Origin of the sequence: Paenibacillus sp. FSL H3-0321 (assembly GCF_038002865.1) — a bacterium.
In the GTDB taxonomy this organism is placed as follows: domain Bacteria; phylum Bacillota; class Bacilli; order Paenibacillales; family Paenibacillaceae; genus Paenibacillus_AQ.
The window spans coordinates 2,058,419-2,084,501 of the sequence record NZ_JBBODH010000001.1 but is presented as its reverse complement, the minus strand read 5'-3'; the positions used below and the strand labels follow the sequence as shown (position 1 = coordinate 2,084,501).

Sequence of the window (26,083 nt, the reverse complement as noted above, 5' to 3'; positions counted from 1 at the left end):
GTGTGGGGATAAAATGATTTACAAAGACCGTACGAAGCCGATTAAGGAGCGGACAGCGCACCTGCTTGGGCTGATGACGCTGGAGGAGAAGGTGGGCCAGCTGATTCAACTTTTCGGCTGGCAGACCTATGAATATACAGAAGGCAGAGTAGAGCTGGACGAAAGCTTTAAACGTCAAGTCCGGGAAGGCGGCATCGGCTCCTTGTACGGAACCCTGCGGGCCGACCCCTGGACCGGTGTTACGCTGGAGACAGGACTGAGCCCGCGTGCCGGGGCCGAGGCGGTAAATGCCATTCAGAGCTATGTACTGGAGCATTCCCGGCTCGGAATTCCCATGCTGATCGGGGAAGAGTGTTCCCATGGACACATGGCTATTGGCGCAACCGTATTTCCCGTTCCGCTGCTTCTCGGCAGCACTTGGAATGTCGATTTATACAGGGAGATGTGCCGGGTAACCGCGCTGGAGACCCGCGCCCAAGGCGGAACAATTACGTATTCGCCGGTGCTAGATGTGGTGCGTGATCCCCGCTGGGGCCGCACCGAGGAATGTTTTGGAGAGGACCCTTATCTTATCGGCGAGTTCGCCGCCGCTTCCGTTGAAGGGCTGCAGGGCGATGCACTGGATAGCGAATCCAGTGTTGGCGCTACGCTGAAGCATTTTGTTGCCTATGGCAGCTCGGAGGGCGGCAGGAATGCAGGTCCCGTGCATATGGGGAAGAGAGAGCTTCTGGAAGTGGATATGTATCCCTTCCGCAAGGCAGTCGCAGCCGGTGCCGTGTCAATCATGCCTGCCTACAACGAAATTGATGGAGTGCCTTGCACCAGCAATACTGAGCTGCTGCGGGACGTGCTGCGTGGAGAATGGGAATTCGACGGCATGATCATCACCGATTGCGGTGCCATTGACATGCTGGCTTCCGGCCATGATACGGCAGCGGACGGTGAAGAGGCTGCTGTGCAAGCCATTCGGGCCGGTATTGATATGGAGATGTCTGGCGAGATGTTTGGCCGTCATCTGCTGCAGGCCGTCACTTCCGGCCGTCTGGAAGAGTCGCTGCTGGATGAAGCCGCTGCCCGTGTGCTGGACCTGAAATTCCGGCTGGGCCTGTTTGAACAGCCGTTCGCCGATCCTGATCGGGCGGAGCGGGTCATTGGCAGTCCAGAGCATGCCGGTTTGGCGCGTACGATCGCCGTAGAAGGTATTGTGCTGTTGAAAAATAACGGTGTCCTTCCGCTGTCCAAACGCGGAGGCACGGTCGCTGTCATCGGACCCAACGCCGATGCCGGCTATAATCAGCTCGGCGATTACACCTCGCCGCAGCCTCCATCCAAAGTGGCAACTGTTCTGGATGGCATCCGGCATAAGCTCTCGGCAGAGCCGGAGCGGGTAAGATACGCGCCGGGCTGCCGTATCAAAGACCATTCCACCGAAGGTTTTGACTTTGCAGTGGAGGCGGCGGCCGGGGCGGATACGATTATCCTCGCACTGGGCGGGTCCAGCGCCCGGGACTTTGGCGAAGGAAGTATTGATTTAAGAACCGGAGCCTCCAAGGTTACGCACAATGTACTCAGCGACATGGACTGCGGTGAAGGCATTGACCGGATGTCGCTTCAACTGTCCGGTGTTCAACGGGAACTTGTGAAGCGCCTGAAATCTCTCGGCAAACCTATAGTGGTCGTCTATATCAATGGCCGGCCCATCGCCGAGCCGTGGATAGATGAGCAAGCGGATGCGATTCTTGAAGCCTGGTATCCGGGACAGGAAGGCGGCCATGCTATCGCGGATATTCTATTCGGCGATGTGAACCCTTCGGGGCGGCTGACTGTATCCATCCCGAAGGATGCAGGGCAACTTCCCGTACACTATCTGGGCAAACGGTCCCGCGGCAAACGTTATCTGGAGGCAGATTCACAGCCGCAATATCCCTTCGGCTTCGGGCTAAGCTACACCGAATTCAGTTATACGAATTTGCGGGCAGAGCCCGCTGTTATTCACGCGGACGGGACTGCCGAAGTGACGGTGGAAGTGGAAAATACCGGCCGTTGCAGTGGAACGGAAGTGGTTCAGTTATATATTTCCGATCTTGTCAGCAAGGTAACCCGACCGGCCAAGCAATTGAAAGGATTCCGCAAAATCTGCCTGGAGCCGGGTGAAAAGCAAGTGGTTGCTTTTACGGTCAACGCCGAGCACTTGAGCTATATCGGGCCGGAGTACACACCAGTGATTGAACCGGGAATATTCAGAATTGGAGTTGGCAGAAATGTCAACGATACGCTCAATATTGAACTTGCGGTGGTGGAGGAATAGACATGGAACGAATCAATCGGTTTATCCGCGAATTGGCCGAGCGGCAATGGCTTGAATACAAGGCCATTGAGGATTGGCAGGTGTACTCAACGGAATATCGGCAGCCGGGAGATTATGACACGCTGCAGGTATTCCCGGGCAGTGAATCCTTTGGATTGTTTCCCAGTGTGCAGGGGACGACTTATATTCTCCGCACCACCTTGGAAATCCCTCCGGAATGGCCCGTAAAGGGAATCGGACTCATCTTCCAATCCGGCGGAGAAGGCCTGCTGCGCCTTAACGGAAGGTCCTGGCAGGGATTGGACCGCAACCATACCTTCGCAACATTGAATCCGGAGGTGGCCGGAAGAAGTCCGAAGCTGGAGATTGAATTGTATGATCCCATTCCGGAGCCCGACGATCCGCTGAACAAGCAGGCGGTAATACAGCCGCCGATCCGTTCCCTCACCACCGCGCTGGTGAGGGTTAACCGGCCTGTGCAGTCCTTAATGTATACTGCGACCGTAATCCGTGATTCGGCGCTGCTGCTGCCGGAGCAGGATTTCCGGCGTGCCCGCTTAATGGAGGCGCTGAACCGGGCCATGGATTCATTTGTCCTGTTGCACCTTGAAGAGGTAAAGGACGGCAGCCTGATCGGCGGCATCGAACAAGCACTGATCGAAAGTGTCCGGAAAATCGGCGGCAACAGTGAAGGCTTGATTCATATGGTAGGGCAGTCGCACATTGATATCGCCTGGCTGTGGCCAAAGCGGGAAACCGTCCGCAAGGCCAGCCGGACCTTCTCGACAGTGCATTCGCTGATGGAGGAATATCCGCATTACCGCTATGCCCAGAGCCAGCCCCAGCTTTTTGCTTATCTGAAAGAGAATGATCCTGAACTGTACAGCAAAGTGAAGGAGCGGATTCGGGAAGGACGCTGGGAACTGGTAGGGGGCATGTGGGTAGAGCCGGATTTGAACATTCCCAGCGGCGAATCCCTGATGCGTCAAATGCTCTACGGCCAGAGTTTCTATCAGGAGGAGTTCGGACAACACTCCGAGATTGAATGGCTGCCGGACACCTTCGGTTATTGCGCTTCGCTGCCGCAAATATTGAAACACGGCAAAGTGCGTTATTTCATGACGACCAAGCTCGGCTGGAATGATACGAACCTGTTCCCTTACGATTTGTTCCATTGGGTCGGTATTGACGGCACCTCGATGCTCTCTTATATGAACCATGGTGTGAATGAGAACACCCTGCCTAAGGATATCCATGACCACTGGCAGTCTTACCGTGAAAAGTCAGCCCACAGCGAGCAAATGCTGCTGTACGGGCATGGCGATGGAGGCGGCGGGGTTACTAGAGAGATGCTGGAATATATTGACCGTTCCGAGCTGATGGTAGGTCAGCCAGCTTCAGCTTATAGCACCGCGGCCGGATTCTTCGCGGGAATTGAGCAAGCCCGGCCGGAGCTGCCTTCTTGGCAGGGAGACCTGTATCTGGAGCTGCACCGTGGAACGTATACGACACACTCCCGGAATAAGCGCAATAACCGCAAAGCTGAAATTCTGTACCGGGAAGCGGAATTGTGGCAGACACTGGCAGGCAGCCTCCTTGAGCCGGACCAGTCCGGAGAAGTGGGCCGTGCGCTGCATAAGGGCTGGAAGCTGATATTGCTGAACCAGTTTCACGATATTATCCCGGGCTCATCCATTCCAGAGGTCTATCAGACCTCGGAGAAGGAGTACCGCAGCATTTTCAGCCTAGGCGAAGGCAGCCTGGAGTTGGTCATGGAAGCGGTGATTACCGGTATCGATACACGCGGGGAGGGCGCCCCTTATGTGGTGCTGAACAGTCTGGGCTGGCAGCGGGACATGATTGTTGACATACAGACTGGGATCAAGGAAGACAGAGCCCTGTCCGCCTATCAGGAGGATGGAACCAAGCTGGAATCGGAGACCCTCGTCATTGATGCTAAAACTATCCTTCGTATCCGTGTGCCTGAAGTTTCCCTGTTTGGGTACAAGACAGTCTGGTTGAGAGAAGTAGACCAGTCAGCGGAAATCGACCGGAACTGCGCAGCTTCCTTTGAAGATAGCTGGGAAACCGCATATTATCGCCTGAAGTTCAATGAACGGGGGGAAATCGCCAGTCTATACGATAAACAAGTTGGGCGTGAGATTGTCAAACCGGGAGAGCAGGCCAACCGCTTTCACTTCTTCCATGACCGTCCTATTCTATGGGACGCCTGGGACATTGACAGCCGCTACGAACAGCAGCCGGCCGGAGAGGCCGTTCTGCTGGAGAAGAAGCTGATCTCCTCAGGGGAAGTCTGTGATGTGCTGGGCTTCCGCTGGAGTATCGGCCAATCCGAAATCGAGCAGGAACTGGTTCTGTACCATCAAGATCCGCGGATTGATTTCAAGACCAAAGTGGTCTGGAACGAAGCCCATAAATTGCTGAAGGTAGGTTTTCCAATAGATGTAATGACCACCAAGGCGACCTATGAAATCCCATTCGGTGCGCTGGAACGGGTGACACACCGCAATACAACCTGGGAACAGGCGCAATATGAGGTGTGCGGGCATCGTTTTGTGGATGTGGCGGAGCATAGCTACGGCGTCAGTCTGCTGAACGACTGCAAATACGGGTATGACGTACAGGGCAGCACGATTCGGCTGTCGCTGCTGCGCGCGCCGAGATGGCCGGATAAGACGGCGGATATTGGCACTCACGAATTCACCTATTCACTGTACCCGCATGCGGGAGATTGGCGTGAAGCCCATACCCTGCGCAAGGCTGCCGAGCTGAATCTTCCGGCACATGCGGCTGCATGTACACCAGAAGAAGGCAAGCTGCCGGCTTCGGGTTCCTTGATCGGCTTCAACGGGAATCACGTAGTGCTGGATACGGTCAAATTGTCGGAAGACGGGAGCGGCAGCATTCTGCGGCTGTATGAATCGGCGGGTGGCCGTGAAACGGTGGAGATCAGCTGGCCGCTGCCGCATGCGAAGGTATGCCTGTCTAATGCGCTGGAGGAAGAAACAGAGGTACTTCATGAACAAGCAGGGAGTCTCCAACTGGAATTTGCTCCTTTCGAAATCAAGACGATCAAAATCATTCATTCCTAGACTAGGCAGAAGGAGAGATTCATATTGGAACAATTCAGACTTCCTCATATTGTGATGCCGGAGCTGCCGCTTCCTCCGTCGATTGCGGCGGTACTGGCGGAAACCGATCAGAAGCTGGCACACCGGCCGAAGCTGCGGCAGCTGTTCCGCAACTGTTTTCCCAACACCCTGGAAACAACAACCAAGCTGCTGGAGGACGGGACCACCTTCGTCATTACGGGCGATATTCCGGCAAGCTGGCTGCGTGACTCGGTCGAGCAGGTCATTCATTATGTGCCATTTGCGGGCAATGATCCCGAGCTCCAGCGTATCATCAGCGGGCTGATCAAGCGCCATATTCAATACGTTCTGATCGACCCCTACGCCAATGCGTTTAATGAAACGGCGAATGATTGGCATTGGAATGCCGGAGATGTGACGGAGATGTCGCCATGGGTCTGGGAGCGCAAATTCGAAATCGACTCGCTGTGTTTCGTGATCCGGCTGGCCCATGCGTATTGGGAAGAGACGAAACGGACCGACTTCTTCACGGCGGATTTCAAAAAAGCGCTGCGGCTCATTACCGATCTGTTCAAGCGGGAACAGCATCACTTCGAGCAATCCCCGTACCGCTTCACCCGCAATAACGGGATTCCCGAGGATTCGATCCGCAACGGCGGACTGGGCATGCCGGTCAATTATACCGGGATGATCTGGTCCGGCTTCCGTTCCAGCGACGATGCCTGTGATTTCCATTACAACATTCCGGGCAATATGTTCGCGGTTGTGGCCTTGCGGCAGATGCAGGATTTCGCCGAATGGGTCTTCCGCGATCTGGATTTCCTGGCGGAGCTTAAGGCGCTGGAACAGGAGGTCGACCATGGCATTAAGCTGTACGGCATCTACCGCCATCCGGAATTTGGGCCGATTTATGCATACGAAACGGACGGCTACGGCAACTACAGCCTGATGGACGATGCCGGAACGCCGGGCCTGATCTCCATTCCTTACCTTGGCTATGTGAAGAACGACGACCCGGTATACCAGAATACGAGACGTTTCGCGCTCAGCAAGGAGAACCCTTTCTATTTCGAAGGCAAAGTTGCCAAAGGCATCGGCAGTCCTCATACACCGCCGGGCTATATCTGGCACATGGCGCTGTCGATGCAGGGATTAACGGCGGACAACAAGGAAGAGAAGCTGGCGATGATCGACATGCTGGAAGCAACCGACGCCGATACCGGGTACATGCATGAAGGGTTCCTGGCAGATGACCCGCATATCTTTACCCGCAAGTGGTTCGCCTGGTCAAACAGCCTGTTCTCGCAATTGGTCTGGCAGGCGTTGAGAGAAGAAATCTTGTAACTGAAAAGGAGACATGATCATGACTACAATTATTGGAGACAAATTATCAAATATCCCTTGGCAGGATAAGCCGGCAGGCATAAATGCGCCCGTATGGCGGTATAATGCCAATCCGATCATTGAGCGCAATGCCATACCGAATTCCAACAGTGTATTTAATTCGGCTGTCATTCCCTTTAAGGACGGGTTTGCCGGCGTCTTCCGCTGCGATTCCAAATCCGTCAGCATGGATATTTTCGCCGGCTTCAGCGAAGATGGCGTGAACTGGAAGATCAATCATGAACCGATCGTGTTCCAAGGAGACCCCGAAATAATTACGCGGGAATACCGTTACGATCCCCGGGTTTGCAAGATTGATGACCGTTATTACATCTCCTGGTGCAACGGCTATCACGGGCCAACCATCGGGCTTGCCTATACCTTTGATTTTCAAACCTTTCACCAGCTGGAAAATGCCTTCCTGCCCTATAACCGCAACGGCGTATTGTTTCCGCGAAAGATCGGCAGCCATTATGCCATGCTCAGCCGTCCGAGCGATACGGGGCACACGCCTTTCGGAGATATTTTCTACAGTGAAAGCCCTGATCTCACCTTCTGGGGCAAGCACCGCTATGTAATGGGCACTGTTAATGGGGATGCATCCGCCTGGCAGTCCAAAAAAATCGGCCCGGGCCCCATTCCGATTGAGACCGACAAGGGCTGGCTGCTGATCTACCACGGCGTAATCAACACCTGCAACGGGTTTGTCTACCGCATGGGCTGCGCGCTTCTGGATCTGGACGAACCTTGGAAGGTAAAGGCACGTTCGCGCAACTATATTCTCGGCCCGGAAACCTTGTATGAATGTGTGGGCGATGTGCCGAATGTAACCTTCCCTTGCGCGGCGTTGACGGATTCGGCTACGGGACGGATCGCCATCTATTACGGCTGCGCCGACACCGTGACCGGACTCGCCTTTACCACTGTGGATGAGCTGCTTGAGTATATGGAGGAATTCCCTTTGAAGGCTGAGGTGTAGCACACTTGAACAAACAACAAACGGCTCATATCATTTCGCATACCCACTGGGACCGGGAATGGTATTTGCCCTATGAGCGGCATCATATCCGTCTCGTCCAGCTTGTGGACAGCCTGCTGGACAAACTGGAGCAGGACCCGGACTTCAAAAGCTTTTTCTTTGACGGTCAGACAATCATTATCGAGGACTATCTTCAGGTCCGCCCGGGCAACCGGGAGCGGCTGGAACGGCATATCCGTGAGGGAAGGATTTTTATCGGGCCCTGGTATATTCTCCAGGATGCCTTTCTGACCAGCCCGGAAGCCAATGTGCGCAATCTGCAGATCGGCCATAAGGACGCCCGCGTGTATGGGGAAGTTTCACGGATTGGTTATTTTCCCGACACCTTTGGCCTGACCGGACAAATTCCCCAGCTTATGGCGCAGGCCGGAATTACTAACGCATTCTTCGGGCGCGGGGTCAAGCCGACGGGATTCAATAACACCGTTTCCGACGACGGTTATGAATCCTCCTTCTCCGAGTTGCTCTGGGAAGGGCCGGACGGCTCGAAGGTGCTGGGCATCCTGTTCGCCAACTGGTATTCGAACGGCAATGAGATTCCGGTCGATCCGGCGGAGGCGAAGGTATTCTGGGACCGGAAGCTGTCCGACGCCGAACGATTCGCGGCTACGGATCAACTGCTGTTCATGAACGGCTGCGATCATCAGCCGCTGCAAACCGATTTGCCGGAGGCGATCCGTACAGCGCAGAGGCTGTATCCGCAGACGGATTTTGTCCATTCCAACTTTGCGGACTATGTCGGGGCTGTGGCCGCCGCTGCCCTGGACCGCGGCCTCTCTACGGTCAAGGGCGAGCTGCGGAGCCAGCGCACCGATGGCTGGGGGACGCTGGTCAATACCGCTTCGGCCCGGGTGTACCTGAAGCAGATGAACCAGCGCGGCCAGGCGCTGCTTGAGAAGGTGGCGGAGCCGCTAGCTTCCATCGCCAGGCTGCACGGCGGGGAGTATCCGCATCATCTGTTTACTTACGCCTGGAAGACACTGCTGCAGAACCATCCGCATGATTCGATCTGCGGCTGCAGCGTGGATGAAGTGCACCGCGAGATGGTAACCCGCTTTGACAAAAGCCGCCACATCGCCGAAGGCATTGTGGAGGGCAGCATGCAAACCATCACCCAAGCGGTTGATACTTCCCTGTTCTCCGGGTTTGGCGAAGACGCCTTGCCGCTTGTAGCGGTCAATACAAGCGGCTGGAGCCGCACGGGCACGGTGAGCGTGGAGCTGGACGTTGCCCGCCTGTATTTGCGGGAAGGTCTGCCGCTGGAAGTAACGGCCAGCCGGATGAAAGCGGCAGATCTGGACGGACGGGTGCTGATCAATGAACAGGGGACAGAAATTCCCTGCACCGTCGAGGATCTGGGCCTGTCGTTTGGCTATGATCTGCCGGACGACAGGTTCCGGCAGCCGTACATGTGCCGCAAGGTAAAGCTGACCTTTGAGGCTGCGGACGTTCCGGCGCTGGGTTGGCGCAGCTACGCATGGGTACGCCTTCAAGAGGGTAAAGGTGCACTGCTTACCGAAAAGGTCTCCCTGCTCCAAGGAGAGCAGGTGCTGGAAAACGCAAACCTGCGTGTAGAAATCATGGCGGACGGTTCCTTTGCGCTGACGCACAAAGCGAGCGGCAAGGTGTACCGTGATCTTGGCATTTATGAGAATACCGGCGATATCGGCAACGAATATATGTTCAGACAGCCGGCAGGTGAAACGCCGCTCACTACCCAGGGCTTTGCGGCCGGCATCCGCGTGATTGAAGACACGCCGTACCGGGCTTCCGTAGAAATTACCCATGAGTGGGCAATTCCGGCTTCAGCCGACTCCCTTCTGGAAGATGAACAGCGTTCGCTGGTCTACTATCCCGAGCGGCAGGCGCAGCGCTCCACGGCAACCGTGCTGCTTAAGCTGCGCACGGTGCTGAGGCTGGAGCAGGGCGGCAAAGGTCTGAAGATCGAAAGCTTCATCAGCAATACGGCGAAGGACCACCGGTTGCGGATGCTGTTCCCGACCGATCTGGCCGCGTCCACCCACCGCGCCGATTCCATGTTCGAGCTGGCCGAACGACCGAACGAGCCGGCGCCGGAGTGGCTGAATCCCAGCAATACACAACATCAGCAGTCTTTCGTGGATGTGGCGGAAGCAGGCGCAGGACTTGCAGTAGCCAATCTTGGACTGAATGAATATGAAATTCTGCGCGACGGCCGTAATACGATAGCCGTAACCCTGCTCCGCTGTGTCGGTGAGATGGGAGACTGGGGCTGGTTCCCTACGCCGGAAGCCCAGTGTCAGGGCGAACAGACAGCGGAAATGCTGCTCATTCCGCATGACGGAGACGTTGTGTCCTCCGGCGCTGCCGCCGGGGCTTATCAGTTCCAGATTCCTTGGATCACCGCCCAGGCGGAGCTTCATCCGGGAACCCTTCCTGCCGTTTATTCACCACTTCGCTGGAGCGGCAAGTCCGCTGCCTTGTCCTCGTTTAAAATGAACGAGGACAGCGGGGACTTGCTGATCCGCTGGTTTAATATGGAGAGCAAGCCGTGTGAATTGCATTTGGAGACGGATATACCGAATAGGGGATTTTACAAATCCAATATTCTAGAGGACAAATCGGCAGTCCTGGACTGCAGCAGCACTGTTGCGCTGGAGCTGCCGGTTGGCGGACATGAAATTGTGACCGTGGGAATCGGCCTCGGCTGAACCCAATGATCCTTCTCACTATATAAACGCAAGAAAGTTAAAAAAGCAGCGATCCTCTTGTTACCGGAGGGTCGCTGTTTTTGTTGTTGTTATTGTCATTGGCCGCTCCGCATGAAGGTCGCGTCCGGGTCTTTCTTGCTGAAGCAGTGTTTGGTACTGCTGTTATTTTGGCAGCGGGGTAGCAGGTCCTTGCTAAATATCCGGACGGCTCTCTAAGAGGGTTGTCTTTGGGCTTGTCTAGGGCGTGTCTTCAAACCGCTTCCCCGCCAACACCTGCTGCTGTATGCCCTAAGGAATCATGGGTACAGTACCATTTTCTGATCACACGCAGAGAAAGGCGTTTCGCCACTATATAGATTGAACTTGAAAACTTGAGCTAAAGGAAAGGAGCAACCGAGGGGGATTTTGGAACTGGAGGAGCGGTAGTGTCCGCCTGAAAGCTTTCCGAAGGAAAGCTAGCATCGAAAGCATAAGCAGTCTTCGGATTTCTACCGCTAATAGCGGTTGAAATCAAGAAATTTGAAGACAACAGCGGCCGGAAGTCCAAATATTCACCGTAGTTGCGACTGATCTTGTACTCTAAAACCTTAAGTTCAATCTATTTAGGTAGTTTTTTCGGTAGAGGCTTACGACTCGGTGTTTCAAAGACTTCGTTCTTCTTCCGAAGGCGTGTGTATGCGCCTGGAAAGTGTATTCCTGGCTCTGAGCACGAACGGACCGAGTTGCACTTATTTGAGGATTTTAGCCTGTTACAGGAGGAAAACGGACTCCAGTGCAGTTATTTCTCCCTGCTGGCCGTTTTTAGATAAAATGCAGAGCAGATAAGGCCGCCTGGGTCCGCAAAAGAGAATAAACAGGGGGTTTACTCTCCATAACGCCTCCTGAGTCCGAGTAAACGAACCCGCTGCGGGTTTTTAGGGCCCTATTTTCAATTCTAAATCCTTGCTTCCCCAGAGCTCTTCCATTTGAAGGTATGCTCTAGTTTCAATCTACCTTTCCCAGTTTCACCAGCGTCCACAATCAACACTTTTATATCTGGACTTGTATCTGTAGAATCAAGTGGGGGGTGTTCTGTCTAAGGACACATGAAGGACATATCACTCGATTAAGCTGAAAAATATAAAAATGGTTTGAAGGCGGGGACTATATTGAAAAAGAAAGTTCTTCTCGTTGAGGATGAAAGCCGCATTCGTGAACTTGTTTCCGATTATTTCATAAAGAACGACTGGGAAGTACAAGAGGCGGATAATGGAAAAGATGCATTGAGCTGGTTTGATTCGCTGCAACCGGATCTGCTGATTCTGGATATTATGATCCCCAAGATGGACGGCTTTGAAGTGTGCCGGGAAATTCGCAAAAAGGCAGCGATACCCATCATATTGTTGACGGCCAAATCCGGAGATGAAGATAAAATTCACGGTTTTGAACTGGGTGCGGATGATTATGTGACGAAGCCGTTTAGCCCAAAAGTACTGATAGCCCGGGCGAATGCGCTAATGAAACGGGTCGAGGGAGGTCATTTGCCGGAATCCAGCATCGTAAAGTTTGGTTCCGCGATGTTTAATACGCTGGCCCATCGGCTTGAGGTTGCTGGTGCAGAAATAGAGCTTACCCCTAAGGAATATGATCTGTTATGGCTGTTGATCCGAAATAAGGGCATTGTGATCTCAAGGGACACGATCCTTACCCGGATATGGGGGATTGAATTCGAAGGCGATTCCCGTGTAGTGGACAGCCACATCAAAAAACTGCGAAGTAAGCTGGGGTATGAGTCACGTTATATTCGCACGGTGATTGGCACCGGGTACATATTTGAGGATGAGGCATGAAAAGATGGGGAATTACCTTTAAGCTGTTCGTGATGACAGTTGTGTTTTTTGTCTGCTTTTACGGGATGGTGATTTTGAGCCAGCTGTTTTTCTTTGACAGCTTCTATCAGCAGCAGAAGGAAAACCGTGTGGAGAAGCATCTCAAGAGCTTTGGGTCAAGCTACACAAGCGGGTCGTGGGATACGAGCAGGACTTCCCAGGAGCTTGCCCGCTTCATGCTGCGCAATAAAACGCAGCTGGTTATTATGAAGCTGGACGGCAAGATGAAGTCGGAAGACCCGTTTCATATGAAGGTTATGAATGAAGACGGCCAGATCATAGCTGTTTCTTTATCCCTGTTCATCAATCAGTATGGAGATGAGTTCAGTGCAGCGAATATTAAGCTGGATGATCCGTTGACCATTCAAGGAGACCAGCTGATTGAAGGAGATGTCTACTCACCGGAGCTCATATTCCCCACTAGCATAAAAAAGCAAGGGTCCGCAGCCATTGGGGATGAATCAGAGGGAGGAGACACTCAATTTTCCGGTATTGTCACGGAGATCGTCTTACCTAATCTGAAAATATGGAATCCGCGTCAGGGCATCATGTTTGAGGCCTTGGACGAGTGGTTTCCGTTGTCTGAGGCCCGGGTGGAACAGTTCAAAGGACTGCAAATGCAAAAAGCGGATTGGACAGCTCCTTGGGGTGGGATTCGCAACTCTGTGATGATTCTGCCTGTGCAGCAACGCAACGGAGATATTGATCTGTTATTCACTGTCACTTCCTTACAGGAGGTTAAGGATTCGAATGATGCGCTGCGCTGGTTCTTTTTATATCTCGGAATCGGAGGTTTTGTATTTATTCTTATACTGTCCTACTTCTATTCTAAAATGGTAGCCCGTCCACTGATCAAGCTGAACAAAATTGCCAAACGTATGGTTTCCCTGGACTTTACAGGACATCCCTCCATCCGGCAGAAGGATGAACTTGGAAGCTTGTCCAATAGCATGTTCACCTTATCACAAAGTTTAGACTCCGCCTTGAGTGAGTTGAGGGAGGCCAATCAGCAGCTGGTCGAAGATATGGAGCGCAAACAAAAAATGGAGACCATGCAGCAGGACTTTTTTGCCAATGCCTCTCATGAATTGAAGACGCCTCTAAGCATTATTAAAGGATTTGCCGAAGGACTAGAAGACGGAGTAAGTGCTGCTAAACAGGATTACTACATTAAGGTCATTATAGAGGAATCTGAAAAAATGGGATTTCTTGTGAATGATATGCTGGATTTGTTCAGATTGGAGTCGGGGACGACTAAACTCAGAAAGACCTCCTTCATGCTGACGGAACTGACGGAAAAGGTAGCGGACAGGCTGATTCACTTTCTGCAGGAAAAGCAGCTGCAAGTGATGATAATTCCTGCTAATGAATTGCCGGTATACGCGGATGCGGGCTGGATCGAACAGGTTATTCTTAATTTTCTAACCAATGCAATCAGGCATGCTGAAGATGGAAGTACCATAACCGTGAATGTTCAGAGCGATGAGAAGTCTACTGTATTCTCTATTCATAATAAAGGTGAGTCGATACCCGAAGATCAGCTGGGGCAAATCTGGGAGCGGTTCTACAGGGTTGAGCCTTCCCGGAGCCGGCTGACAGGTGGAACGGGACTGGGGCTTTCCATTGCAAAGCGGATACTGGATATGCATGGCTGTAGTTATGCAGTGGAAAATATCGAGGAAGGCGTCAAATCTATGGTTAGATTTGAAGGCTAATCCCACCAATACATGTACTGTAGCGAAAGGAGTAAGACAGCATGAAATGGAATTGGCTGCCTTCAATGTTTACTCTGGCAAATTTGGGAATTGGAGCATTCTCTTTGCTTTTCACAATTCAAGAACGATATAGTTTGGCATTAACCATGATATTGTTAGCAGCTTTGTGTGATGTAATGGATGGTTTGCTGGCCCGGTGGCTGCATTGTACCAGCGATTTCGGCAAGCAATTAGACTCACTGGCAGATATCATATCCTTTGGATTGGCTCCTGCGTTTCTGATTTTGTTGTACAAGCTGGAAAATGTTCAGTGGCTGGGGACCCTGGCTGCAGTTGCTTTCCTGATCTGCGGCGCACTGCGGTTGGCCAGATTTAATATATCAGCTTCTTCGAAGGGTTTCGTAGGGATGCCGATTACTGCTGCAGGGGTGATCCTTTCGATGATCTCTTTGCTGGATGGACGGATGAAACCGGAATACATAGTAGTATTAATGTTGATGCTGTCTATAATGATGATCAGCCGGATTCCCTTCCCTTCTTTCAAAAAAAACTTCAACAGGAAGTGAAATATTGATGCCTTGGATGATGGAGTTAATTTCACATTACGGCTATTTAGCAATTTTTGCTCTTTTGGCGCTTGGAATTCTTGGACTTCCCGTACCTGACGAAGTGTTGATGTTGTTTGTAGGGTATTTGTCGTCCATTATGGTTCTGAATTTCACACTTTCGGTACTGATCGGCTGCATAGGGTCCATAACAGGAATGATGATCAGCTACACCATTGGTTTGCGGCTGGGACAACCGGTAGTGAATAAATACGGCAAGTGGATTGGGCTTACCCCGAAGCGGTTTATCAGAGTCAAGGGATGGTTTATACGCTTTGGAATTTGGACGGTTGCTTTTGCCTATTTTATTCCGGGGGTCAGGCATGTTGCCAGTTATATTTCCGGTATCAGTGCCATGCCCTTCAAAAAATATGTATGTATATCCGTTGCATGTGCGCTGACCTGGTCACTCCTTTTTGTTTCAATTGGCTACTTTATAGGTGCCAAGGTTTCTTTCTCCTAGACGTATCAACGCTAATCCGAAGATCTGGCGAATCAAACAATAATACTCCTTTTCAGGGCTTGCCTAATCACAAGTTCTGGAGAGGAGTTTTTTTGGGATTGGGCCTAAAGGGGGCTTGACACCTTTTTTGAAAGCGGTTATATTTATCTCGTAAGTAATACGTTATATAACGTTATACAAAGGAGAGAATCAAATGAATGTACATCAGGTTGTTGAAGCTATTCATGGAAAAGTGAACAAGGGGATTTCAGAGGTTTATTTTGTAGCCTGTGGGGGTTCGCTGGTTGATATGTATCCCTCAAAGTATTTTCTTGAAAGCGAAGCAAAAAAACTGGTAGCGGGTCTATATACGGCTAACGAGTTTGTTCATGCTTTGCCTAAACGTCTGGGTAAACAATCGGTAGTCATTGTTTGTTCTCATGGCGGAAATACGCCGGAATCGGTGGCTGCTGCACAGGCTGCCAAAGAGAATGGCGCACATACCATTGGCTTAACCCATAATCAGGAGGCCGCGTTGCTGAATTATTCCGATTATTCTTTCCTGTATGAATGGGGAGATGACAGTGACGTCAAAAACAATCCGATGGCTATCATTCTGGAGCTCGCTGTAGAATTGTTGCATGTGGCTGAAGGTTATACACATATTGACGCTTTTCAAAAAGGCTTGCAAACCATTAACGGTATTATTAACCAGGGTAAAAAGCAGGTTGCTCCACGAGCCCGTGTATTTGCCGAAAAGTACCGCAACGAAGAGTTATATTATATCCTGACAAGCGGAGCTTCGTATGGTCATGCTTATGGATTTGCGATCTGCTCTTTGATGGAAATGCAGTGGCTTCATGCAGCGGCTATCCACTCCGGCGAATTCTTCCATGGTCCCTTCGAAGTGACCGACAAAGAAACTCCATTCATCTTAATGATTAATGAAGGCCGCACCCGTGAGTTGGATGAACGCGCACGCACCTTCCTGAATCAATATGCTGAAAAAGTCGAAGTGATTGATGCTAAGGAGCTTGGCTTAGGTGTTATTGCCGATGAAGTCGTGGAATTCTTTAATCCGGTATTGTTCTACAGTATTATCTGCGTCTACCGCGAGGCTCTGGCCGAAATAAGAAATCATCCGCTGGAAACCCGCCGTTATATGGGGAAAGTAGCCTACTGAACGGGAGTGTAAACCATGAGAGTATTAGGAATTGGCGATAATGTGGTCGACAAGTATGTGCATCTGCGTATGATGTACCCCGGTGGCAATGCACTCAATTTCAGTGTTTTCGCCAAAGGAGAGGGTGCGGATGCGGCCTTCCTCGGCGTGTTCGGTGATGATGCTGAGGCAAGGCTGGTGGAGAATACATTGCAACAGCTGGAGATAGATACCTCGCGCTGCAGACATCACAGCGGTGAAAATGGATGTGCACGTGTAACGCTGGAGAACGGGGAAAGAGTCTTTCTCGGCAGCAACGAAGGCGGGGTTACCCGACTTCATCCCATAGAACTTAGTGAAGATGATAAGGAATACATCCGCGGGTTCGATATTGTCCATACGGGGCTTTACAGCCACACCGGGCATCTGCTTGCTGAGCTGAATGAGCTGAAGATTCCTCTTTCCTTTGATTTTTCCGATGACTTTGAGGAAGAGCAAGTAGAACGTTATATCGGTAATGCCGATTTTGCCTTCTTTTCCTGCAGTCACATGACGGATGAAGCGACCCAAAGTTACATCCGTTCCAAACGCAAGAGAGAGGGGCAGGTATTAGTTGCAACACGCGGCGGAGACCGGTCTATCGCCTATGATGGAACAGCCTTTTATTATCAATCGCCGGAGTTCATCCATGCTGTGGACACGATGGGAGCGGGGGATTCCTATATTACGGCTTTTTTACTAAGCATGCTTAAGGACAGAGATATTCAAGCCGCAATGAAGGAAGGCTCACGATTAGCTGCCAAGAGCTGTCTGGTAGAGGGTTCATTTGGATTCGGAGCCCATTATTAAGGCGCACACTTATCTTTGCTTGTGAAAAAGAGGATCGTTTGTTACTCTAAGGAAAGAGTGATATAACGTTATATAACAAGTGAGGGTAAACTATGTTAAATGCAGAAAACGCTGAGCCATTATACATTCAATTGAAAAATGCGGTTCAATCCGCAATCGCCAACGGCAGCTTTAATCAAGGGGATAAAATACCTACTGAAATTGAGCTGGCCGAAACCTATAATGTGAGCCGGATTACTGTGCGCAAAGCGATAGAAGAATTGGTGAGAGACGGATATTTGACGAAGCGGCAGGGCAAGGGCACCTTTGTGAATAGGCCCAAGATCGGCCGGAAGATTGAGCATATCATCAGTTTTACGGCTGCCTGCAAAGCGAATGGAGTTTCATCGCATAGCATAGTCACGGAGAGAAAAAAGCTGAAAGCCGATTCAGATACCGCAGAGCGGCTGCAAATCCAGCCAGGTGAATCTGTGCTGTATATTCAGCGCCAGAGATATGCCGGCGAACAACCGCTGATGCTGGAAAATAACTATTATCCGTTTGACCGGTTCGCTTTCTTGATGGAGGCTAATCTTGAAGGCTCGATATATGAGCTGCTGCGCAGCGAATACAATATTGATCCGAACCAGCCGGGAGAGACGATATTACAAATTGTCTTGGCGGACGAACCTCAGGCGAAATTACTGGAAGTTCCGATCGGCCAGCCTCTGTTTTACATGAACACCATTATTTACGACCAGTATAGTAAGCCGGTTCATGTAGGGAAGCAGTTCATTATTGGTGACCGTTACCAATTTACTTTGTGATTCATTAAAGTCAGAGTCAGCTGGAATTTCAAATACGTAAAAGCTACTGTTTCTTCCAATGATGGAGAAGCAGTAGCTATAGTATAACGTTATAAGTCGTATTATAAATTTGAACTAAGGCGGAGAGATCATGGGAGCAGCTGAACATGGTTTTGCAGAAAGAGTACTAATGTCTAGTGCCGTGTTTACAGGAAAAGAGGAGGATGCCTCGCCTGGATTCATCGCCCTGCAAGGGGAACGGATTGCCGCGGTCGGCGATCCGGCAGAGGCAGAAGCCTGGATCGGACCGAAGACGATTGTTCATCATCTGAGGGATGCTTTGATTATGCCTGGTGTGCATGATAATCATGTGTTTTTTACCGGTTATATGTCCTTGCATCGTGGTGTGGATCTGACAAATGCAGCCTCTATAGAAGATGCCTTGCAATTGCTTATAGAAGAAGCGGAACAACAACCTGCTGATCGAAATGTATACGCTTACGGTTGGAGCCGGGAGTTATGGGGAAAGCTTCCAGAGCAAAGTATATTAGATAAAGCTTTTCCTCAAAGGGCTGTCATTGCCATGAATCGGACGAAAAATTATTGCTGGATGAACCAAATCGCCCAGGATAAATATCAGTTCACCCCCGATCATTGCAGTGCCGAGGCGCGTGCCAGTTTGCTGTATGAGATGATGCAGGATCGGGAATTAGTCAAAAAAGAGTTTCTGGATTTCACCCGGATGCTTGCCAAGCGGGGTGTAACCTCCATAAAAGATATAGGCTTTGACCAGCACAGCGGTTTATTGCCGGTTCTTGAAGAACTGGAAGCTGCCGGGGAATTGCCGCTGCGGTTTCATTTTGCGCTGGAACCTGTGCTGCAGCCGATTGATATTCCCGCCGGAATTCAATATAAAGATCGCTATCAAGGGGAGGTTCTCCGCTTTCAGGGATTCAAGCTGATGATAGACGGTGTTGTCGCTGATCATACAGGAGATATGCTGGAGCCTTACGCAGATCTGCCAGGAGTAACTACTTTGCAGCCGGTTGACTATGACGTAATTGAAGCTGCAGTATTTGAAGCAGACAGGCATGGAATTAAGTGCTGTCTTACGGCTGAAGGGGATGCAGCAATTCGCAGGGCGGTAGATATGCTCGAAACTTGCCAGCAAAACCAGGGGGATCATCCGGTTAAACATTCTATTAGTGATTTGGAATACCCTCACCCCGATGATTTAAAACGGATGGGGGAAAACGGGATTTTCGCCGAGGTGTATGCCCAGATCCTGCTGTTAAATCCCTCCTATGAAGATGCTTATATGGCGGCTGTGGCTGGAAAAGCGAATGAAAGCCGGTTCTATGATTACCGGTCCATGCTGGATGCGAACATCCCCATAACGATTGGCACTGATTTACCTTTGTTCCTCACTAGTGTTCCTGATTCGATCTACGCGGCCACTTTCCGGTTGTTTCCTGACGGCTCACCACCTGAAGGCTGGAATGTTGAACAGGGAATGCCAGTGTCTGAAGTCTTAAAGGCATGGACCCTTAACGGGGCCAGACACTGTGGTATGGAAGAGAGCACGGGAACTTTAGAAGCGGGGAAATATGCCGATATTGCTGTATTTGACCGCAATCTTCTGGATACAACAGCTGCCGATATCAGAGACGCACATGTCGTATTAACTATCGCTGCCGGAAAAATCACCTACGACGCTTCTAGGAATGAGGGATAGAATGGAAACCTCTAAACGTAAAATAAAATGGTCTCTGCCTCATAGTTATACATTGATTTTCTTGATCATAATTGCTATTGCCGGTTTGACTTGGGTTGTCCCGAGCGGTCAATTTGACCGGCAGGAAGTCATTGTAGATGGTTCTGCCAAGACAACTATTATCCCGGGAACCTATCATTCTGTAGCGAAAGTCAGTGAAGAGGGAGATTTGCGGCAGGGCCTTGCACAAATCGCCAGTGCACCTATGGAAGGCATAATCAATGCCGCTGACGTAGTTGCCTTCGTACTTATTGTGGGCGGAGCCTTCGGGATTATTTTGCAGACTGGAGCGATTGACCGGGCGCTGATGGCCTTGGCCGGACGGCTCAAACAAAAAGGGATATTGCTGATTCCGATAGCGATGGTCATTTTCAGCCTTGGAGGTTCCACGTTTGGAATGAGTGAAGAAATAATACCTCTTTACGCCATTTTTATTCCTTTAATGTTTGCACTTGGTTTTGACTCCATTACGGCCATCCTCATCCTTTTTCTTGGAACACAGATTGGTTATGTCGGCTCCACCGTTAATCCGTTTTCGGTATTGATTGCCCAAGGTGTAGCGGGAGTGCAAGGTAATCCACAGCTATGGCTGAGATTTATTGAATGGATTGTATTCACTGCGATATCGATCGGTTTTACCATGTGGTATGCGCAGCGGGTGAAGAAAAATCCGGAGAAATCTCCTGTATTCCAGAATGACATTTTAAACCGCCAACACTTTATTAAAGAGAACTCAGGTATAGAGGTGAGCTTTACCCATCGGGATAAACTCATCATTGGCGGCTTTATCGTTACCTTGGGGTTGATTGTGTGGGGAATTATGACCCAGGGCTGGTATATGACCGAGATCGGTGCCCTTTTCTTCGTACTTGGTATTTTCTCGGGTGTGGTCACCAAGATGAATCAGAAGGAAATCGCTGAGAACTTTGTAAAGGGCTGTGGCGAATTCATCTATGCGGCAGTCATTATCGGGCTGGCCCGGGGAATTCTCGTCGTTGCTGAGAACGGCATGATTATCGATACGATCCTGAATGCGCTGGCTAACCTGCTTAAAGGTCTGCCGAACTATTTGTTCACTACCATCATGCTGGTCGTCCATAATATTATCACGTTCCTGGTTCCCTCTTCCTCCGGTGAGGCTGCGTTAACGATGCCCGTGCTTGCCCCATTGGGCGATCTGGTCGGTGTCAACCGTGAAGCGGTAGTAACGGCTTATCAATTTGGCAATGGGTTGACCAATCTGATTTCGCCAACAGGTGGAGTATTATTGGCAGGTCTGGCAATCGCCCGGATCAATTTTGGGCAGTGGCTCAAAGTCATCCTTAAGCTGTTTCCAATCTTGTGGCTGGTGGCTGCAGTCTTTGCCGCGATATCTTCAGCTGTGGGAATGTAAGTACTATATAGATTGAACTTATAATTCTTCTGTTTTGGGATTGGCCGTGACTACAGAGAATGTTTGGACTTCCGGCCGCTGTTAGGTTTGGATTTCCTGAAATAACCGCGAATCGCGGTAGAAATCCAAACCTAAAGGCGGACGCTACCGCTCCTACAGTTCCAAAATTCCCCTCCGCCACTTTTCCCTTTTGTCTAGTTATTAAGTTCATTCTATATGGAGGTGTCCCAAAAGTCGATTTTCTATGACCAGGTCCAATCTTCTTCTTTCTAAAAAACAGAGCAGCGATTCTCCTGTAATTGGGGAATCGCTGCTCTTCGTTTTTGCTCCATTGCGGCTTGCTTCTGCATGTTATGGGCAAGCAAAAGCCAACCGTCTTGCCTTTTCAATGTGGCTGTAAACAGCGAGTATCTGTCCTGCTTTGGTGTAGACAGTAAGCCAAAGTAAACTGGTTTGGTGGTAGCTGTTACAGCGGCCGCCCGGGAGGCAGAGTCGAAGATGGCTTCGTCCAGTCGATTTACCGCTGCGTGGGCGATTTTTTGCGTTTTTAAAAGATTGCAGAAACTTTTTCTGCTCAAACAGCGGAGAGGACGGACTGACCCGCGGAAAAGCGGCAGCGGTCGCCTTTGTCCCCGGATTTTCACCGCTAAGGAGAATCAAAAAAAATCTGGGGACAACAGCGATTGGAACAACGGTCCGTTCGCGGAGCGTCCACCCAAGTGCTTACGTTGATCCTGCTCAAAAAACGATGGGTGTCTCAAGCATCCGTTTCACGGCATTTGGGACACCACCGTTGTATTTAGCTGACACCTTGATTTTCCCGATAACCTTTACGATAAAGAGCGGGTGTGACCTCTTCGAATTTTTTGAAGATTTTAATGAAATAACCCGGTTCATTGAAGCCCAGCTCATCACTGATTTGAGAAACGGGCATATCGGTCACTTCGAGCAGCTGCTTCGCCCATTTCACCTTTAGCCTTGCCAAATAAGTGGTGAAGTTTTCTCCCGTTTCCTTCGCAAAAAGTCTGCTGAAATAGCTGGGACTGATGTGACATAGCTCAGCCATATGACTTAATGTTATATTTTCACTTTTGTTATTGTAAATATAATCCCAGGCGGGTTTAAAGATCGGATTTGTACAAATACTCATATCACTGGATGTGTTTTTAAGGTAGGCATCCGCGATGGCATTGGTCATTTCTTTTTTGATCGACTCAATATTTTTTATGGTGTAGCCGGGCAGAATAGTGGAGAGGTTTAGGGCTTCATCGTTTCCGGCAGCCTTCTCGAACATTTCGACCAGCAGGTTTTTGTTGAGTGCCTCTTCGATAATATAGTTGCACAGGAGAAATAGCATGTTGGATATTTTCACGACTTCTTCATAGGTCATCGTTGGTATATCATCGTAGTATGCCTTCAATTGATTCCCTTTGAGCAGATGTGATGATTTGTTTGGCGAAGATACAATTTGCTCCAGATCTGTACCGTTCTCAGGATCGGAAAGCTTGACCTGCCCCGCCATCACAGCACCCAGGTATTTATCATCCACAGTGATCGGAATTGCAATATCTATAATATTAAAGTGGCATAGATAAACGTAAGGTGCATTTAACCGGACCGCTTCAAGCCCGCCGCGGGAATCACACTTCTGGCAAAACGGAAGGAGCTCCGGATCCTTCCGCACATTCTGACAGAAAGCCTGGCAGCTGCTGTGGCTGGTCACAGGGATTCCCTTGTAATCAACCGTCAAAATAGCCAGCTTGGTAACGGTAGCCAAGGAATCCTGAAGCCGCTTCCATTTTTTGAGATCCAAAAATTTGCTTATATTTAAGGACTCTTGCATCAAAAAAATCACCCCTCGATTTAAAATCGTATAATAAGGACCTTCTCTATGGCAAGAGGATACCATTGTTACTGCACAGTGCAAATAATTACGATTAAGAATTATAATTATTGGTTATGATATTCCACTATCAAGATCAATATCCTGCTTTATACTCTAATTAATTAATAAAATTTGTTATAAAAAACAGGAGGCGTTAGATTCATGAGAAAAGCATTCATTAGTCCAACTAAATATGTTCAAGGTGAAGACGAGTTATTAAATCTTGGCTACTTTGTAACTTCATTTGGTTCCTCCGCTTTGTTGATTGCCCATCCGGATGATGTGAAACGGGTAAAGGATAAGCTCGATGCTACGTCTAAGAAGTTTAACATCACCTTTGTTGAAAGCGGTTTTAAGGGAGAGTGCTCACGTCAGGAAGTCGCCAGATTGCAGGCTATTGCGACAGAAAAGGGCTGTACCTGCACAATCGGCCTGGGCGGAGGCAAAGCGATTGATGCGGCCAAATGCGTGGCCCAGGGGGAAGCTCTGATCATTTGCCCGACGATTGCCGCTACCGATGCACCTACCAGCCATTCAGCCGTGCTGTATACACCGGAGGGTGCTTTTGATGATTATGCCTATTTCAAGCAAAGTCCAAGTGTTGTTTTGGTAGATACAACGGTGATAGCCAATGCGCCTACACGCTTTCTTGTGGCAGGGATGGGGGACGCTTTGTCCACCTATTTTGAAGCAAGAGCGACTTCCAAGTCTTATTCGAGAGTGAACGCCAGTCTGCCCATGGGCTCAAGAGAAGGCCACTGTGCCCCTGCTGTAGGCACGAACGCAGCGCTCGCTCTCGCAACCCTATGTTATGAAATGCTGCTTAAAGACGGGGCGAAAGCGAAGATAGCCAGTGATAGTAATGTGGTTACACAGGCGCTGGAGAATATCGTGGAGACTAATATTTTGTTGTCGGGGCTTGGTTTTGAAAGCGCAGGCTTGGGCGGCGCACACGCGATCCATGATGGTTTAACCATTCTGGAAGGAACACATTCCTACTATCACGGGGAAAAGGTTGCCTTCGGCACACTTGCCCAACTGGTGCTGGAGAATGCCCCGACGGAAGAATTGCACCAGGTTCTGGATTTTTGTCTGGAGGTAGGGCTGCCAGTGTGCCTGGCGGATATCGGCGTAGATCATATTACGGCTGAGGAACTGCTTCAAGTCGCTGAAAAAGCCTGCATCCCTGAAGAATCCATTCATGCGATGCCATTCCCTATCACTGTAAAGGAAGTTGCAGCTGCGATTGCCGCGGCAGACAGAATTGGCCAAAATTACAAAACAGCCCGGGAGGCCTAATCCATGAAGAAGATCATCAATCAGCCGGAGAACACGGTCATTGAAATGTGCAATGGCATTGCCATGGCCCATCCGGAGCTTGAATTTGTGAGGAAGTATAAAATCATTAAGAAAAAAGAAATCAATGAAAACAAGGTCAGCCTGATTAGTGGCGGCGGCAGCGGACATGAGCCTGCCCATGCAGGGTATGTGGGGAAAGGCATGCTGGATGCAGCGGTGTGCGGAGATATTTTCGCCTCCCCGTCCCAGATTCAGGTGTATCAGGCCATTCAGGCAACCGCCAGCAATAAGGGTACCTTGATGATTATAAAGAATTACAGCGGTGACATGATGAACTTCAAGAACGCAGCTTTTTTGGCTGAAGAAGACGGAATCGAAGTAGATTATGTCCGGGTAGATGATGATATTTCGGTACAGGACAGTTTATATACGGTAGGACGCCGGGGAGTTGCCGGAACTGTACTGGTGCATAAAATTGCCGGGGCGGCGGCAGAAGAGGGCTGGAGTCTGGCGCAGGTGAAAGCCGCTGCGGAGAAAGCGGCTGCAAATGTTCGCAGCATCGGTTTCGGATTAACCTCATGTACGGTTCCTGCCAAGGGAACCCCCACCTTCGAAATTGCTGAGGATGAGCTGGAATATGGCGTCGGCATTCATGGGGAGCCGGGAATCCGCCGCGATAAAATCGCAACTGCCGATAGTCTGGCAAAACGTATGGTGGAGGCACTTTTAGCGGATTTAAAGATCGGGGGCGAAGCTTCTTCCGAGATTGCACTACTCGTTAACGGGTTTGGGGGAACTCCGCTGCTGGAGCTGTATCTGTTAAATAACGCCGTGACCCGGGAATTAGCAGAGAAGAAAAATATTAAGATTTGTAAAACCTTCGTCGGAAACTATATGACAAGCATTGATATGGCCGGAGCCTCCATCACTCTTCTGAAATTGGACGAAGAACTGAAAATGCTCTTATTCAAGGAAAGCGATACCCCTGCCTTCAAAGTTTCAGGGCCTACGGAAAGCGTTCCGTATGTTGATATTGCCCAGGACAATCTCACAGAATCATCCGTATCCTTTGAGACAGAAACACCTGAAGCATATGCCAAGATCAATGGCGATACCTTTACACTCGATAATTTCGTCTATCTGTTAGACAAGATGAGCGAAATCATTATTAGAAATGAAGTTCCGTTCTGTGAACTGGATTCACATGCCGGTGATGGCGATTTCGGGATGAGTATTGCCAAAGGATTCCGGCAGTTGAAGCGGGAGTGGAAAGATATTCTGACACATAGCCAAGCGGACATTGGGAGCTTTCTGAATGCTTGTTCACTGGTTATTATGGAATATTGCGGAGGGGCTTCCGGGCCGATCTGGGGTTCTGCATTCCGTTCAGCGGGTAAGGCTGTTGGTGCGAAAACAGAAATAAGTGTTTCTGAATTTGCTGACATGATGCAGGCCGCTGTACAAGGCATACAAACAGTCGGTGAACGTTCATTCGGGCGTGGAGCCGTGGTGGGGGACAAAACCTTGATCGACGCTCTTGTGCCTTGTGCAGATTCCTGGTCGAAGAGCAGTCAGGCCGGAGATGATTTCAAAACCGCTTTTGTGAAGGGTGCCGATGCAGCCATTGAAGGAGCCAAAAAGACAGAAGCTATTGTGGCACGTATGGGACGCGCAGGCACTGTTGGCGAAAGAAGTATTGGATATCCGGATGCGGGTGCCTATGCGCTTGGGGTTATTTTTAAGGAGCTTTCGGATCAATTGAAATAAAAAGAT

General features: G+C 50.2%; 17 protein-coding genes. 16 read left to right on the top strand and 1 reads right to left on the bottom strand.

Translation table 11 applies throughout. The annotated features are described in order from the left end of the window. Window positions 1-13: 13 nt before the first annotated feature. The 14 genes from MHI45_RS09230 (at window position 14) to MHI45_RS09165 (ending at window position 21,126) form a co-directional block, all read left to right on the top strand. On the top strand, window positions 14-2,308 hold the full coding sequence (locus MHI45_RS09230) for a glycoside hydrolase family 3 N-terminal domain-containing protein (RefSeq protein ID WP_340897071.1): 2,295 nt from the start codon (window positions 14-16) through the stop codon (window positions 2,306-2,308). Between the two features lie 2 nt (window positions 2,309-2,310). After that, window positions 2,311-5,421, top strand: coding sequence for an alpha-mannosidase (locus MHI45_RS09225; protein ID WP_340897072.1), 3,111 nt, complete (start codon window positions 2,311-2,313; stop codon window positions 5,419-5,421). 24 nt (window positions 5,422-5,445) lie between these two features. Then, complete coding sequence (locus MHI45_RS09220; RefSeq protein WP_340897073.1) at window positions 5,446-6,765, top strand: glycoside hydrolase family 125 protein; 1,320 nt, start codon at window positions 5,446-5,448, stop codon at window positions 6,763-6,765. Between the two features lie 19 nt (window positions 6,766-6,784). Then, the gene (locus MHI45_RS09215; RefSeq protein ID WP_076114336.1) at window positions 6,785-7,783 is read left to right on the top strand and encodes a glycoside hydrolase family 130 protein; all 999 of its coding nucleotides are present in this window, start codon (window positions 6,785-6,787) and stop codon (window positions 7,781-7,783) included. Window positions 7,784-7,788: 5 nt separating this feature from the next. Continuing rightward, window positions 7,789-10,533: an alpha-mannosidase gene (locus MHI45_RS09210; RefSeq protein WP_340897074.1), complete on the top strand. Its 2,745-nt coding sequence runs from the start codon at window positions 7,789-7,791 to the stop codon at window positions 10,531-10,533. 1,148 nt (window positions 10,534-11,681) lie between these two features. Beyond that, a complete protein-coding gene (locus MHI45_RS09205) occupies window positions 11,682-12,362 on the top strand; it encodes a response regulator transcription factor (protein WP_076114419.1) in 681 nt (226 codons plus the stop codon). After that, window positions 12,359-14,116 carry a sensor histidine kinase gene (locus tag MHI45_RS09200; RefSeq protein ID WP_341118986.1) on the top strand — a complete coding sequence of 586 codons (1,758 nt, stop codon included), beginning with the start codon at window positions 12,359-12,361 and terminating at the stop codon, window positions 14,114-14,116. The genes MHI45_RS09205 and MHI45_RS09200 overlap by 4 nt, the downstream gene beginning before the upstream one ends. Before the next feature lie 41 nt (window positions 14,117-14,157). After that, window positions 14,158-14,682 carry a CDP-diacylglycerol--serine O-phosphatidyltransferase gene (pssA, locus tag MHI45_RS09195; RefSeq protein WP_076114417.1) on the top strand — a complete coding sequence of 175 codons (525 nt, stop codon included), beginning with the start codon at window positions 14,158-14,160 and terminating at the stop codon, window positions 14,680-14,682. A 7-nt stretch (window positions 14,683-14,689) separates the two neighbouring features. Further along, complete coding sequence (locus tag MHI45_RS09190; RefSeq protein WP_076114416.1) at window positions 14,690-15,184, top strand: DedA family protein; 495 nt, start codon at window positions 14,690-14,692, stop codon at window positions 15,182-15,184. A gap of 193 nt (window positions 15,185-15,377) precedes the next feature. Next, the gene (locus MHI45_RS09185; protein WP_341118985.1) at window positions 15,378-16,346 is read left to right on the top strand and encodes an SIS domain-containing protein; all 969 of its coding nucleotides are present in this window, start codon (window positions 15,378-15,380) and stop codon (window positions 16,344-16,346) included. Between the two features lie 15 nt (window positions 16,347-16,361). Then, window positions 16,362-17,174: a fructoselysine 6-kinase gene (locus tag MHI45_RS09180; protein WP_076114414.1), complete on the top strand. Its 813-nt coding sequence runs from the start codon at window positions 16,362-16,364 to the stop codon at window positions 17,172-17,174. 92 nt (window positions 17,175-17,266) lie between these two features. Further along, the gene (locus tag MHI45_RS09175) at window positions 17,267-17,980 is read left to right on the top strand and encodes a GntR family transcriptional regulator (RefSeq protein WP_076114413.1); all 714 of its coding nucleotides are present in this window, start codon (window positions 17,267-17,269) and stop codon (window positions 17,978-17,980) included. Between the two features lie 130 nt (window positions 17,981-18,110). Continuing rightward, window positions 18,111-19,694, top strand: coding sequence for an amidohydrolase (locus MHI45_RS09170; protein ID WP_341118984.1), 1,584 nt, complete (start codon window positions 18,111-18,113; stop codon window positions 19,692-19,694). A gap of 1 nt (window position 19,695) precedes the next feature. Further along, window positions 19,696-21,126, top strand: coding sequence for a YfcC family protein (locus MHI45_RS09165; protein WP_076114411.1), 1,431 nt, complete (start codon window positions 19,696-19,698; stop codon window positions 21,124-21,126). A gap of 799 nt (window positions 21,127-21,925) precedes the next feature. On the opposite strand, the gene MHI45_RS09160 is transcribed toward MHI45_RS09165, so the two are convergent. Further along, on the bottom strand, window positions 21,926-22,969 hold the full coding sequence (locus MHI45_RS09160) for a PocR ligand-binding domain-containing protein (RefSeq protein WP_445667499.1): 1,044 nt from the start codon (window positions 22,967-22,969) through the stop codon (window positions 21,926-21,928). 204 nt (window positions 22,970-23,173) lie between these two features. On the opposite strand from MHI45_RS09160, the gene MHI45_RS09155 reads away from it, so the two are divergent. Both MHI45_RS09155 and dhaK read left to right on the top strand, forming a co-directional pair. Next, window positions 23,174-24,310: a glycerol dehydrogenase gene (locus MHI45_RS09155; RefSeq protein WP_341118982.1), complete on the top strand. Its 1,137-nt coding sequence runs from the start codon at window positions 23,174-23,176 to the stop codon at window positions 24,308-24,310. A 3-nt stretch (window positions 24,311-24,313) separates the two neighbouring features. Then, a complete protein-coding gene (dhaK, locus tag MHI45_RS09150; RefSeq protein ID WP_341118981.1) occupies window positions 24,314-26,077 on the top strand; it encodes a dihydroxyacetone kinase subunit DhaK in 1,764 nt (587 codons plus the stop codon). The last annotated feature ends 6 nt before the right edge of the window (window positions 26,078-26,083 follow it).